Genomic DNA, 15,140 nt, shown 5'->3' on the forward strand with positions numbered 1-15,140 from the left:
ATATCAAATAAAAAGTCATAACAAAATAGAAATTTTAAGAAAACGAGGATTATTATGGGCAAAGTAATAGGTATTGACCTTGGGACTACTAACTCTTGCGTTGCGGTCATGGAAGGGAAAGAACCAAAAGTAATAGAAAATTCAGAAGGTGAGAGAACTACACCGTCAATAATAGCTTTTGCAAACGGAGAAAAATTAGTAGGACAATCAGCTAAGAGACAAGCAGTCACTAACCCTCGCAATACTATATATGCGGTAAAGCGGTTAATCGGTAGAAATTTTACCGATCCTATGGTTAAGAAAGATCAAGATATTGTACCGTATAATATAGTTAAAGCCCAGAACGGTGATGCATGGGTTGAAGCAGATAATAACAAATATTCACCAAGCCAAATTAGTGCTTTTATTTTACAAAAAATGAAAGAAACTGCTGAGAATTATTTAGGAGAAAAAGTAACACAAGCAGTAATAACTGTACCTGCTTATTTTAATGATGCACAACGTCAAGCAACGAAAGACGCAGGTAAAATAGCAGGTCTTGAAGTACTTAGAATAATTAACGAACCGACCGCTGCAGCTCTTGCTTACGGTTTTGACAAATCTGCAAGTAAGACTATTGCAGTTTATGATTTAGGCGGCGGAACGTTTGATATTTCAATCCTTGAAATCGGTGACGGTGTTTTTGAAGTAAAATCAACAAACGGTGATACATTCCTTGGTGGCGAGGATTTTGATACAAGAATATTAAACCATTTAATAGATGTATTTAAAAAAGCAAGCGGTATAGATTTACGTAATGATCCTTTAGCACTTCAGCGTTTGAAAGAAGCAGCGGAAAAATCTAAGAAAGAGCTATCTTCTGCAGTAACTACTGATATTAATTTGCCTTATATTACGGCTGATAGTAGCGGTCCAAAACATTTAAATATCAAATTTACTAGAGCCGAACTTGAAAAATTAGTAGATGATTTAATTGAGAAAACCATCGAACCTTGTCGTCAAGCATTAAAGGATGCAGGTTTAAAGCCTTCCAATATTCAGGAAGTAGTGTTAGTCGGCGGTATGACTAGAATGCCGAAAGTACAAGAAGCCGTAAAAAAATTCTTTGGACGTGAACCGCATAAAGGCGTAAATCCTGATGAGGTTGTAGCCCTTGGTGCTGCTATCCAAGGCGGAGTACTTAATAAAGAAGTAACGGATATATTATTATTAGACGTTACGCCTCTATCCCTTGGTATTGAAACTCTTGGCGGTGTCTTTACTAGATTAATAGAGCGCAATACTACTATCCCGACCAAAAAAAGCCAGATATTCTCTACTGCCGATGATAATCAGCATGCTGTAACAATTAGAGTATTCCAAGGTGAACGTCAAATGGCAAAAGATAATAAATTGCTTGGTCAGTTTAACCTTGAGGGCATACCTCCTGCACCTAGAGGTGTACCCCAAATAGAAGTAACATTTGATATTGACGTTAATGGAATAGTACATGTTTCAGCTAAAGATAAAGCAAGCGGTAAGGAACAAAAAGTAACTATTCAAGCCTCAGGAGGACTCAGTGATGCTGAAATCGCACAAATGGTTAAAGATGCTGAGCAGAATGCTGATGAAGACAAAAAGCGTAAAGAACTTATTGAGACGAAAAATGCTGCCGATAGTTTAGTTTATTCTACTGAAAAAACTTTAAAAGATTACAGCGATAAATTATCATCAGAAGATAAAGGACTAGTCGAAGAAGCACTAGCTGCCTTAAAAGCCGTTCTTGATTCGGAAGATGCAGCTTTAATTAAAGAAAAAACTGAAAGCTTAACTGCAGCTAGCATGAAAATCGGTGAAGCAATGTATAAAGCACAAAGTGAAGGTCAGCCTTCTGAAGAAAATACTGCTAACGATGAAAAAGTAGTAGACGCCGATTTTAAGGATGTAGAGAAGAAGTAAAGCTTGTCATACCGTAGTTTGACCACGGTATCCAGTAAATATATAAATGGATTCCTAAGATCCCGCAGTCAAAAGCTGCGGGATGATAACCATGTTTATAAATTAAATTATGTCACAAGATTATTACCAAATTCTAGGTGTTAGTAAAACAGCTAGTTCAGCTGAGCTTAAAAAAGCTTATCACAAGCTAGCTAAACAATATCACCCCGATAATGCGGCAGCTGGAGATACGAATGCTGAGAAGAAATTTAAAGAAATCAATGCTGCTTATGACGTTTTAAAAGATGAACAAAAAAGAGCTGCTTATGACCGTTTTGGGCATGACGCTTTTCAAAATCAACAATCACGAAGAGGAGCAGGAGGAGGGACTAGCAGTTTTCATCCCGATATTAACGATATTTTCGGTGACTTCTTTAGCGATTTTATGGGAGGTAGTAGAAGGTCACGCCCGACTTCAAGCAAAGTTAGAGGCTCGGATTTAAAATATGATCTGACAATTAATTTAGAAGAAGCATTTCACGGTATAGAAAAAAACATTAGCTTTTCTAGCGAAGTACAATGTGACACTTGTCACGGTAACGGTTCTGAAAAAGGTGAAACCATAACAACTTGCGATGCTTGCAGCGGTGTTGGAGTGACTAGAATTCAGCAAGGATTCTTTACGATCGAACAAACTTGCCATAAATGCCAAGGTAACGGACAAATGATAAAAAATCCATGCAAGAAATGTCATGGCATGGGACGTTACCATAAGCAACGCAATTTATTGGTAAATATTCCTGCAGGCGTTGAAAACGGTACTAGAATAAGGCACACAGGTGAAGGAGAAGCAGGTATTAGAGGTGGTAATAGCGGTGATTTATACGTTGATATATCAATAAAACCTCATGATATTTATAAAGTAGACGGAGCAAATTTACATTGTAAACTACCTATTAGTTTTGTAAATGCTGCCCTTGGAGGGGAAGTAGAAGTACCAATCATTGAAGGCGGAAAAGTAAATTTAACAATTCCTGCAGGTACACAAAACGGTGATCAATTAAGACTACGCAGTAAAGGTATGTCTAAAATGAGATCAACTATTAGGGGTGATATGCTGACACATATTCATGTTGAAGTACCTAAAAATTTATCTAAAAGACAGCGTGAGTTACTAGAAGAATTCAAAAAAGAATCCATGAGTGAAAAAGAAAACGACAGCAGCTTTTTTAACAAAATGAAAAGCTTATGGTCGTAAATTTTGTGTAACTTTCCTATAGAAATAAAACCTGTGATGTTATAAATATTATTTGCATAATATTATTACCGGAGGAGGTGTCTATGCCTGATAAAAATAAGGATGATTTACCTGATTAAAACATCTTCAGAGCTATGCTAAGGATATTTTATCGCGAAGCTTTTAATCATGCATTTGAGCGATATAATGATGCCGATAAAAGACATAAGGATGATTCAAGAGAAGCAGTTGCACACAAAGTAGCGTGTTCAGCCGTTGAAAAACAATACCATAAAAATGATAAAGGACATTGGGTGGAGAAAATAAGTCCAAGAAATTTATAAGCTTATGAGATTTTAAATTGAATCCTTGAAATTCGATAAGCCTATATGTATATTTAGGTATTAACTGAATTTAAGTTCTTATGAAATTAGCAAAATTATTAAGTGTCCTTTTCATTATAGGACTATCTTTAAGTGGCTGTAAAAGCAAAAAAAACAGTGATGATGTAGTAGTACCTATTCCTACACTTTATAACGAAGGTATTATTTTGTTAGAAAAGAAAAAATATAAGAAAGCTGCAGAAGAATTCGGAAGAGTATTTTACCAACATCCAGGTAATGAAATGACGCCGCAAGCTGAATTGATGCAGGCCTATTCTTTATTTCTTGCCACTCAATATGAAGAAGCGGTTGATGTGCTTGATATGTTCATTAATTTGCATCCTGCAAATGTTGATATTGCGTATGCATATTACCTTAAAGCTCTATCATATTATATGTTAATTTCTGACGTAAACCATGATCAATCTAGAACTTTCCTTGCTAAAGACAGTTTTAAAGACATAATAGAAAAATTCTCAAATACCAAATATGCCATTGATGCATCTTTAAAAATTGACCTAGTAAATGATCATCTAGCAGGTAAAGAGATGATGGTAGGTCGTTTCTACTTAAAGAAAAAGAATCCTATAGCAGCAATTAACAGATTTGAAGAGGTAATCAATCATTATCAAACTACTTCTCATTCGGTAGAAGCTCTTTACCGTTTAGCCGAAAGCTACATGATGCTTGGACTGCCAGATGAAGCAAAAAAATATGCATCGGTGTTAGGTTATAACTACCCCGATAGTCAGTGGTATAGTTATGCATATAAGTTGGTCAAGTAGTATGATAGTGGTAAATATGAAGAAGAGTTATACGAAGATCAACTTTAAAAAGAGTAAGGAATTCACAAGGCAAGGAGCGGAACTATATATTAGTGGATACCTGCACTCTTTGTAGAATGACGATGCCAATTTTTGAAGTTCTATCTTAGTATTAATTATGCTCCAGAGCCTTTTAGTTAAGAATTTCATTCTGATAGATGAGCTGGAAATTGAGTTTAATAAAGGTTTATGTGTTATTACCGGTGAGACAGGAGCTGGTAAATCTATTTTACTCGATGCTATTTTATTTTGCCTAGGTTACAAAATTTCAAACAATATAATAAAGCGTGGAAAAGATTACGCTGTTGTTAGTATAATATACTCTTTAAATGAAGAAATAAAAAATTTTCTACTACAAAATTTTATTGAACCTGAAGAGTTATTACTTGTAAAGTGTTTGCACAAAACCGAAGGACGGAAAAAATTCTTCATTAATAATCAAGTAGTTAATAAGACTCTTATGCAGCAATTAGCTACGTACTTATTTGAGCTTCATGGACAAAATCATAACATTTCTCTTCTAGAAGCAAATACGCAGCGTGATATTTTAGACAGTTATGGAAATATTTTGGACTTCCGAGCGGAGCTTTCCAAATGTTATCAAATTTGGAAAGATACTCAGAAAGAAATTGCTGAAATAACACTTAAACAAAATTCTATAGAACAAGAAATTGATTATTTAAGCTTTGCAACGGAAGAATTAACTAAGTTGAACATTCAAATAGGTGAAGAAGAAAAATTAGCAAATATACGAAAAGATTTGCAAAATAAAGATAAAGAGTTACAGCTAATAAAAGATACTCTAGAACAGATCAACAATCCCGAAATAAATATTTCAATTAATAGGGCAGAAAAATTATTAGCAAGACAAGGTCAGAACAAACATTTTAAAACTATTGCTACAAGTTTAGAAGAAGCCTATAATAATTTAGAAGAAGCACGCCAAGAATTATCAAATCTGTTAGATAGTTTTAATTATAAGGAATCTAATCTTGAAGAAACAGAAGAAAGATTATTTTTAATAAAAGCTATTAGTCGTAAATATAATGTTCCTGCTAATGGGTTAGGTGTATTTTTAGATAAATCTTTAGAGCAGCTCGGTATATTAAAAAACAAAATAGCAAATAGCAATGAGTTAAAAGCTCAAGAAGTGCTATTGCAGCAAAAATATTATGAATTAGCAAGCAGTTTATCTAAAAAGCGTCTTATTGCTGCAAAACACCTAGAAGAATCGTTGCATCAGGAGCTAAAACAGCTTAAAATGGCGAAAACAATCTTTAGGATTGAGATAACTGCTAGAAAAGAACCGACAGCATGCGGTAATGACGATATTGTTTTTAAGGCTTCTACTAATCCCGGAACGGCAGCGGAAGTAATTAATAAGATTGCTTCCAACGGTGAATTATCAAGGTGCATGCTTGCTTTAAAAACTTCTTTATTTGATAAAATGGTAAAAGCGTCTATTATATTTGATGAAATAGATGTTGGAATCGGCGGTGAAGTTGCAGATAAAGTAGGTGAGAGATTAAAAAAGCTTAGTACTGTTACTCAAGTAATAGTTATTACACACCAGCCGCAAGTAGCAGGTAAAGCAGACTTACATATAAAAATTGAGAAAACGCAGCTAGAAAAAGAAACAAAGGTAACAGCAAAAGCTTTAAATTTATCTGAAAGACAAGAGGAACTCGCCCGCATGATTTCAGGTAAAACAATTACCAAGACAAGTTTAAAGGCAGCAAAAGAATTGTTACATTTGTAGTAGTACTCATTGTCATCACGCGACTTGATCACGTGATCTAAAGAAGCAATATCTACAATACTAATAACTTTATTACTGTATCACGCTAGAACTAGAAGCTCACGGGGTGATATTAAGTGTTTCTAGATTTGCGCTTTTGCGGGAATGACATTCGAGTAGTACAACAAAACTTACAATAGAGAACAATATGAACAACTACACAAAATTAGAAAATGCATTTTCAACCATCTCTCATTTTAATAATATTCTAAACATATTATATTGGGATGTTGCGGTAAATATGCCTATAGGTTCAGGTGAGAGTCGCAGCAACGAAATAATAACTTTAACATCGCTTGTTCATTCTATGCTCAAATCTCCTCTCCTAAAAGAGCTACTTAGCAAAGCAAAAGAAGAATCAAAAAACCTTAACAATTGGCAAAATGCTAATATTAGAGAGATTGAGAGAAAGATAACAGATGCAAATTGCATCGATGAGCAACTACAAAAGAAGTTAGTAGCTGCTACTAATAAAGCAGAACTTGTTTGGCGAGAAGCAAGAAAAAATAATGACTATAACTTATTCAAACCACACTTACAAAAAGTTTTAGATTATACGAAAGAAGTAGCAAAAGCACGAGCAGATGTTTTTAATTGCGGATTATACGACTCATTAATAGATATGTATGATCCAAGCAGAAAAAGTAACGAGATCAAGCAATTTTTTTCGGTACTTAAAAAAGAACTCCGGGAGCTTATAAATAAAGTTTTAGAAAAGCAAAAAGGTGAAAAAAAATTAGTAAAGATTAGTAGACTAGATCCTAAGATGCAAAAGCGTATCGGAAAACGCATTATGGAAATTATGCAGTTTGATTTAGCAAAAGGGCGACTTGACGAATCGAATCATCCTTTTTGCAGTGGCACACCAAACGATATACGTTTAACTACTAGGTATGATAAAGACAATTTCATAAGCGGTTTAATGGGAATTATTCATGAAACAGGTCATGCTTTATATGAGCAAAATTTGCCAGAAATGTATAAAGGACAACCGGTAGGACTTGCTAAAGGTATGGCTTTTCATGAAAGCCAGTCTTTATTTATGGAGATGCAAGTAGGGAGATCAAGAGAATTTACAGAATTTTTAGCCAAATTACTTCACGATGAATTTAATATAAAAGGTGAAGAATATTCAGCGGAAAATTTATATAGAAAAATTACAAGAGTTATGCCTGATTTTATAAGAGTGGATGCAGATGAAATAACTTATCCAATGCATGTAATATTACGTTTCGAGATTGAAGAACTGCTAATCAACGGTAATTTAAACCTTGATGATTTACCAACCTTTTGGGATAGTAATATGGTGGAATATTTAGGTATTAAACCAACAAGTTTCAGTAATGGCTGTCTTCAAGATATTCATTGGTCACATGGAAGTTTCGGTTACTTTCCTGCCTATACAAACGGTGCAATTATTGCTGCGATGATGATGAAAAAAGTAAAAGAGATGCACCCAAATATAAAAGATGATATATTAAATGGTGATTTTAGTAATCTAAATAATTATCTAAATAAGAATTTTAGAAATCTCGGTTCGTTAAACAATTCAGCTGATTTATTAAAAAGTGCTAGCGGTGAGGACAAAATAAATCCTGAAGTGTATATCAAGTATTTAGAGGGGAAGTATTTATAGTAAACACTGTCATAAGCTAAACGATTGAAGGCTTTGCTGTATAGATCTGTAAAACCCACTGTTGTTAGCCTGTTGCTTGACTACGGGGACCAAACTTAGAGTGTGAATTTTTGACATTTCTAACTGGATCCCACGATCAAGTCGCAGGATTAACAGTGTAGAATCATTCAACGCAACAATGCCTACTCGCAATGATGTCTTACGACAAACAATCAAACAATACAAACAAAAATAATATGGAAGAATATTTAAAAAAAACAGACTTTTTATTTGGCGGGAATGCTGTTTTTCTTGAAGAGCTATATAGACAATATTTAACAAATCCCACTTCAGTTGATCAAACTTGGCGAAAGTTTTTTTCTCAAATTAAAGACAATAATGAATCTTTGTTTAATAAAAGTACAGCAAAAATAATTATCTCTAATGATACTAAAAAAGAATCCTTAAATAATAATCTCTCTTCTGAAATCTTAAATAGTTTCAAAGCTAAAGAAATGATAAATGCTTATCGCAAGTATGCTCATTATTTAGCAAATCTTGATCCACTTGGTCTTGAGATTCGTAAAACAAAAAATGATTTAAAGCTTAATATAGAAACTTTTGGTTTTGATAGCGGTCAGCTAGAAGACAACATTAATATTACGGATGAATTTGTTGGTACTTGGAACTGCAAATTATCTGAATTAGTTACCAAGCTTGATAAAGTTTATACAAATTCTATAGGTATAGAGTTTGAACAAATAGAAAATGTAGAAGAAAAAAACTGGTTATATAATAAGCTAGAAAGCGAAGTTATCTTTTCTTCTGAAGAAAAAAAAGCTATCTTAAATGATTTAGTGGAAGTGGAGGGGTTTGAACAATATCTACATACAAAATTCCCTGGAGCTAAACGTTTTTCTATTGAGGGCGGTGATGCTTCTATAGTTGCCATGAGTAAAGCTATAGATTTATCTATGCATCAAGGCGTTGAAGAACTAGTCATCGGTATGGCACATCGAGGGAGATTAAATACCATAACTAAAGTAGTCGGCAAACCATATAAAGCCGTTATTGCAGGCTTCATAAGCGGCAGCGTATTTCCTGATGAGCTAAATGTTTCAGGCGATGTAAAATATCACTTAGGATATTCCTCGGATAGAGTCGTAGGGGATAAGAAAATACATTTATCACTAGCCTATAATCCATCGCATTTAGAGGCAGTAAACCCTATAGTCGCAGGAAAAGTAAGAGCAAAGCAAGATATACTTAAAGATACTAAACGTAATAAAGTAAAAGCTATTTTAGTGCATGGTGATGCCGCTTTTTGCGGTCAAGGCGTAGTAGCAGAGAGTCTATCAATGTCGCCTTTAGCCGCTTATGATATCGGCGGGATATTGCATTTCGTAATTAACAATCAGCTAGGTTTTACAGCGAATGCTGCAGATACTAGAGCTAGCAGATATTCTACGGAGTTCGCTAAAATAATAGCTGCCCCAATTTTACATGTTAACGGTGACGATATAGAAGCAGTGTTAAAAGCAACTAATATTGCTGTAGAATACAGGCAGAAATTTGGTAAGGATGTTGTAGTAGAAATTGTTTGTTACCGAAAATATGGGCATAATGAGGGTGACGAGCCGATGTATACGCAAGGCCAGATGTATAACATTATAAAAAGTAAACTGACTCCTGGAAATATTTACGCAAATGAGTTAGTAAAAAGTGGTATAATTGATCATAATTATTTTCCTAAATTAAAAGAAGCATTTAAAGCAAAGCTAGATAAGGAATATGAGCATGCTAAAAGTTATAAGCACGAAGCTCATTTCTTAGGCGGTTTATGGCAAGGCATTTCTCGTACTCTTAAGTCTACTTCAGTAACAGGTATAAATAAAAAAACCTTACAAGATTTAGGAATCAAACTATGCACAATACCGAAAAATTTTACCGTTAACGCAAAACTTGTAAAATTATTTGATGCTAGAAAGGCTAGTTTAACCACAGACAAGCCTATTGACTGGGCGACGGCAGAACAGCTAGCTTTCGCAACGCTGCTCAACACAGGGACGTATATAAGATTAACAGGGCAGGATTCAGAACGCGGTACTTTCTCGCATCGTCATTCGGTATTGCATAACCAAATTGACGATACTACCTATATACCTTTAAATAATCTATCGAAAAACCAAGCAAAATGTGAGGTGGCCGATAGTAATTTATCTGAATATGCGGTGCTTGGTTTTGAATATGGTTATTCTTTAGCAAATCCTAAAAACCTGATTTTGTGGGAAGCACAATTTGGTGATTTTGCTAATGGGGCTCAAATTATTTTTGATCAGTTTATTGCAAGTGCTGAAACTAAATGGCTTCGTATGAGCGGGCTTGTGGTTTTGTTACCTCACGCATTTGAGGGGCAAGGACCGGAGCATAGTTCGGCAAGGCTTGAGAGATTCTTACAATTAGCTGCAGAAGATAACATGTATGTTACATATCCGACTACCCCTGCTTCGATTTTTCATCTGCTACGTCGCCAAATACTTGATGATACACGCAAACCGTTAATCGTAATGTCACCGAAATCACTATTACGTCATAAATATGCCGTATCTAAACTTGATGAGCTAGGCGAAAATACTACTTTCTTACCGGTTTTAGATGAAGTAAATAAAGTAGATGCAAACAATATTACTAAAGTAATATTATGTAGTGGCAAGGTATATTATGATTTGTTTGAAATGCGTGGGAATAATAGTAATATAGCGATTATTAGGTTAGAACAATTATATCCTTTTGAAAAAAAGGTTGTAGCATCATTATTAAAAAAATATAATAGGACGCAGGAATTTATTTGGTGTCAGGAAGAACCGAAGAATATGGGAGCTTGGCGTTATATAGTTTCTCACTTAAACGATGCTTTAAAAGAAGCCGCCATTAATAATGAATTTAAATATGTAGGTAGAGAGGAATCAGCCTCTCCAGCAGTAGGTTCACTGCAAGTACATAATAAACAGCAGGAAAGATTGCTAAAAGAAGCAATAGAGATTTGAATATTGTGGTTGGATAGTTTAAAAAATTAAGTTGTTATCCCGCGATTTGATCACGGGATCTAGTTTATACTAAAATTATTAGTATTTTCTATTGTTTTTTGGATACTGTGTTCAAGCCACAGTATGACATCGAATCATTTTGCGATTTTTTTAGGAGTAAAATAAACTATGAGTATTAAAATTATAGTACCATCACTTGGAGAATCCGTAACGGAAGCAACTATTGCCAAGTGGTATAAGAAAGAAGGTGATTCAGTTAAAACCGATGACTTACTGTTAGAAATCGAAACTGAGAAAGTAACTTTAGAAGTTAATGCTCCTTGCAACGGTACTATAGGTAAAATATTGAAAACTGACGGTGCAAACGTGGAAGTTGGCGAAGAAATAGGCGAAATAAATGAAGGAGCGGTTGCAAATACTGCCGGTACTAATAATGAATCTGCGAATTCTCAAGCAGCCACACAACCTACTTCAGAAAAACCTATAGAAAAACCTGCCGTTGCTAATAATACTCTTGCCCCTTCCGTACAAAAATTAGTTACCGAAAATAAGCTTGATCCAAATAATATAAAAGGCACAGGTAGAGATGGTAGGATTACCAAAGGTGATGTGCTTGAAACACTAAACACTCCGCCTGCAGCTACTACTGCTCCTGCAATGAGTAAAGCTAACGAAGATAGGGTACAGCGTGTTCGTATGTCACGTTTGCGTAAAACTATTGCACAACGCTTGAAAGATTCACAAAATACAGCAGCTATTTTAACTACTTTTAATGAAATCGATATGTCAAAAGTAATTGCATTGCGTAATCAATATAAAGAAGAGTTTGAGAAAAAACACGCTGTAAAACTTGGATTTATGTCGTTTTTTGTCAAAGCAACCATAGAAGCTTTAAAGCTTATTCCGTCGGTAAATGCTGAAATAGATGGCAACGATTTAGTATATAAAAATTATTACGATATAGGGGTAGCTGTTGGAACAGAGCTAGGGCTTGTCGTACCTGTTGTGAGAGGCGCTGATAAAATGGAATTTGCTGAAGTAGAAAAAGCTATAGGAACTTTGGCTAAAAAGGCACGCGAAGGTAAGCTTTCTATGGCTGATTTGTCAGGAGGGACATTCTCGATTTCTAACGGCGGCGTATATGGTTCATTATTATCCACGCCGATTATTAATCCACCTCAAGCAGGTATTTTAGGCTTACACAAAACTGAGGAAAGACCTGTAGTTATAGACGGTAAAATTGAAGTGCGCCCGATGATGTATATAGCTTTATCTTACGATCATCGTATAATTGATGGAAAAGAAGGAGTATCATTCTTGATAAAAATTAAGCAGCTCATTGAGCATCCTGAGAAGTTATTGTTAAACTTATAAGTATACTTGTTTAATTTGAAAAATTGGCGACGTTGTTTTTCATTTTTAATCCGCACGTAGGTTTAACTACATTGCAGTTAAAAATCTTAAAATACCTTGCTCTTTTCTAAATTAAACTTCATCTACCTACTTTTCGTTTATTAGGAGTATACATAATAATGATAAAATGTACTCGTCGCATTGAATTCGATTCAGGACATAGAATTATTGGACATCAAAATAAATGTCAGTTTTTACATGGTCATCGCTATGTTCTTGAGATAACTATAGCTGCAAACAAAACTGATACACTCGGTATGGTAATCGATTTTGGTTTAATTAAGGATTTGGCTAAAAAATGGATTGACAAAAATTTTGATCATAGCTTAATCCTACATCAAGACGATAAGGAAATGGGACAGCAAATAGAAAATTGTACCGGTCAGAAAATATATTACATGAGAAATAACCCAACTGCTGAAAATATAGCGATACATTTAAAAAATGAAATTTTTCCTAAACTTTTCATAAATCAACAGTTCTCTGTTACTAGTCTCAAACTATTTGAAACACCTAATTGTTTTGTTGAGGTTTAGGCATGCATTTAGATGAAATGAAGATGGGTTATATGCAGATCACCTTGGACAAGGGTAAGGAATCTGTAAGCCGAGGAACGGAGCATACAAAAGTACGTGAGTATCCTAGGACTTACAAAGATGATATAGTCAATTTTTCAAGTTCATCGAGTATACAAGATTATTGTTTAACTTTAACTACTACTAATGATTTGCAAATTGCTGAAAAAATAGCATCTGTTTTATTAGAATTAAATCTTGCTGCTTGCATTCAAATTGACAATGTCAAAAGTTACTTTAGATGGGATAGTAGAGTAACTTTAGAAACCGAATATAGACTTATAATTAAAGCAAAATCTTCTAATTATAAGAAAATTGAAAATAAGATCCTTGAAATTCATAATTATGAATTACCACAAATAATAAAAATAAATATTGACTATGGCTTTCAAAAGTACTTAAAATGGATTGACCAAAATAGTAAATAAATTTATAGTTGAACAAATTTAAAAATTAAGTAAGTAAATTATGAAATTATGGCAAAAAGTTACCTTAGGGTTAATCTTAGGTATTATATTTGGTATATACTTACCACAATACGTTAATTATATTAAACCTATCGGTGACATTTTCTTACGTTTGATAAAAATGATCATTACCCCTTTAATTTTCTTCAGTTTGGTTTCCGGTATTACTAGTATGAATGATACTTCCGCACTCGGTAGAGTAGGAATGAAAGCGGTAGCCGCTTTTTTAGGTACTACTTTTTTTGCCACGGTTTTTGGCCTCACTGTCGCCTTAGTATTAAAGCCTGGAGTAGGCATACATATAGATTTTGCCTCTTCAGAAACGACAAGCAGAACTTCATTTAATATAATTGATTTTTTTGTAAATATCGTCCCTGATAATGCCGTTGGGGCTTTTGCAAAGGGTGATGTCTTACAAGTTGTATTTTTTGCTATTTTTGTTGGAATTACCTTAAATAAAATGAAATCTATCAATGAACCTATCACTGATTTAATTCATGTAATGTCAAAATTAATATTAAAAATGATATCGTTTGTTATTCAATTATCCCCTTACGGTGCTTTTGCCTTAACAGGATGGATTGTAGGTATGCAAGGAGTTGAGGTAATGATTAGTTTATCAAAACTTGTTGTAGCGGTAGTTGTGGCTATGACGTTTCAATATTTAGTTTTTGGCTTACTTATATATTTATTCTGCCGTGTTTCCCCTATACCTTTTTATAAAAAAAGTTTTGAGTATCAGATGCTTGCTTTTGCTACCTCAAGTAGTAAAGCAACTCTTGCAACTACCATGCAAGTTTGTCGTGAAAAACTTGGCATTTCAGAGTCTAGTACTGCGTTCGTACTTCCAATAGGTGCATCAATTAATATGGACGGCTTTGCTATAAATTTATCTCTTACTACTATATTTTTTGCTCAGATGATGGGAGTGACACTTACTCCTCACGACTATTTAGTAATTATTATCACTTCAACACTTGGATCTATTGGTGGTGCCGGTATTCCCGGTGCCTCTTTGATAATGCTTCCCATGGTTCTTTCTTCGGTTCACTTACCTATAGAGGGAGTAGCAATTATTGCCGGTATTGACCGAATACTTGATATGCTCCGTACTACTATCAATATTACCGGTGATGCAACAATTACTATGATTATAGATAACAGTGAAGATACTTTAGATAAGGAAGTATATTTATCTTAATGTATATACTCGTTCAACTTGAAAAATTGGCACCTCATTTTTGTTAGTCCTCAGATGCTCACATATTTTTAGTATACACTACGCTCTTTAGCTTACAGACTCCTTTGCTCTTCTCTAAGTTGAACTTCGTATCCCAACTCTTCATTTACTTAGTAGTATACTTGTTACATATATATCTAGATATCCCTCATTTTTAATTTTTAATTTAAAAAGCTATAAATACCATCAAAAAGGTTTGTATCTATAAATATGTAGAACTTTAGCAAGTGATAGACCTAAATCGTTTTGGCATTCTATCATTGTAAATAATATTAATTATGACAAAAAAGTCATGTTCATGATTGGCACTACTCAAGGTTTAATTCAAGCATTAAAACCCAAAACTATAATTAAATTTGGAAGTTTTAAAGGGGGTTCAGCCATTTTGGTTGGCGACATACAAAGTTTATCGGTAAAAGACGGTAAAATTATTAGTATAGATATCGATTTTGATAATATTGATCAAACTGTAAAAGAAGATAATAGAATAGAATTTTTACAGGGTGACTAATAAAGTCGCAACGAAAAAAGAAACAATATCCAAAATAGTACATCCTACTAGATATTTAGAATATTTTTATAATAATATATTTAAAGAAGCAGATTTTATTTTATCATTGAAGA

12 protein-coding genes are annotated in these 15,140 nt (G+C 34.0%); all 12 read left to right on the top strand.

Annotated elements, in window-relative coordinates; all coding sequences use genetic code 11:
- Positions 1-54 precede the first annotated feature (54 nt).
- Positions 55-1,938 (top strand): molecular chaperone DnaK, encoded by a 1,884-nt coding sequence (gene dnaK, locus A1E_RS00850; RefSeq protein WP_012148329.1) that lies wholly within the window; start codon positions 55-57, stop codon positions 1,936-1,938.
- Between the two features lie 109 nt (positions 1,939-2,047).
- Positions 2,048-3,175: a molecular chaperone DnaJ gene (dnaJ, locus tag A1E_RS00855; protein ID WP_012148330.1), complete on the top strand. Its 1,128-nt coding sequence runs from the start codon at positions 2,048-2,050 to the stop codon at positions 3,173-3,175.
- A gap of 134 nt (positions 3,176-3,309) precedes the next feature.
- A complete protein-coding gene (locus A1E_RS00860) occupies positions 3,310-3,498 on the top strand; it encodes a ChaB family protein (RefSeq protein ID WP_012148331.1) in 189 nt (62 codons plus the stop codon).
- A gap of 80 nt (positions 3,499-3,578) precedes the next feature.
- Positions 3,579-4,322: an outer membrane protein assembly factor BamD gene (locus A1E_RS00865; RefSeq protein ID WP_012148332.1), complete on the top strand. Its 744-nt coding sequence runs from the start codon at positions 3,579-3,581 to the stop codon at positions 4,320-4,322.
- Positions 4,323-4,479: 157 nt separating this feature from the next.
- Positions 4,480-6,120, top strand: a complete 1,641-nt coding sequence (recN, locus tag A1E_RS00870) for a DNA repair protein RecN (RefSeq protein ID WP_012148333.1) — start codon at positions 4,480-4,482, stop codon at positions 6,118-6,120.
- A 187-nt stretch (positions 6,121-6,307) separates the two neighbouring features.
- Positions 6,308-7,795, top strand: coding sequence for a carboxypeptidase M32 (locus A1E_RS00875; RefSeq protein WP_041405222.1), 1,488 nt, complete (start codon positions 6,308-6,310; stop codon positions 7,793-7,795).
- A gap of 236 nt (positions 7,796-8,031) precedes the next feature.
- Positions 8,032-10,821 (top strand): 2-oxoglutarate dehydrogenase E1 component, encoded by a 2,790-nt coding sequence (locus tag A1E_RS00880; RefSeq protein WP_012148335.1) that lies wholly within the window; start codon positions 8,032-8,034, stop codon positions 10,819-10,821.
- Positions 10,822-10,989: 168 nt separating this feature from the next.
- The gene (gene odhB, locus A1E_RS00885) at positions 10,990-12,195 is read left to right on the top strand and encodes a 2-oxoglutarate dehydrogenase complex dihydrolipoyllysine-residue succinyltransferase (RefSeq protein ID WP_012148336.1); all 1,206 of its coding nucleotides are present in this window, start codon (positions 10,990-10,992) and stop codon (positions 12,193-12,195) included.
- Positions 12,196-12,353: 158 nt separating this feature from the next.
- A complete protein-coding gene (locus tag A1E_RS00890) occupies positions 12,354-12,770 on the top strand; it encodes a 6-pyruvoyl trahydropterin synthase family protein (protein ID WP_012148337.1) in 417 nt (138 codons plus the stop codon).
- A 152-nt stretch (positions 12,771-12,922) separates the two neighbouring features.
- The gene (gene cutA, locus A1E_RS00895) at positions 12,923-13,237 is read left to right on the top strand and encodes a divalent-cation tolerance protein CutA (RefSeq protein WP_041405264.1); all 315 of its coding nucleotides are present in this window, start codon (positions 12,923-12,925) and stop codon (positions 13,235-13,237) included.
- 40 nt (positions 13,238-13,277) lie between these two features.
- Positions 13,278-14,477 (top strand): dicarboxylate/amino acid:cation symporter, encoded by a 1,200-nt coding sequence (locus A1E_RS00900; protein ID WP_012148339.1) that lies wholly within the window; start codon positions 13,278-13,280, stop codon positions 14,475-14,477.
- Between the two features lie 337 nt (positions 14,478-14,814).
- A complete protein-coding gene (locus tag A1E_RS06720) occupies positions 14,815-15,027 on the top strand; it encodes a dihydrolipoamide acetyltransferase (RefSeq protein ID WP_012148340.1) in 213 nt (70 codons plus the stop codon).
- The last annotated feature ends 113 nt before the right edge of the window (positions 15,028-15,140 follow it).

It is taken from the genome of Rickettsia canadensis str. McKiel, assembly GCF_000014345.1.
Lineage (GTDB): Bacteria > Pseudomonadota > Alphaproteobacteria > Rickettsiales > Rickettsiaceae > Rickettsia > Rickettsia canadensis.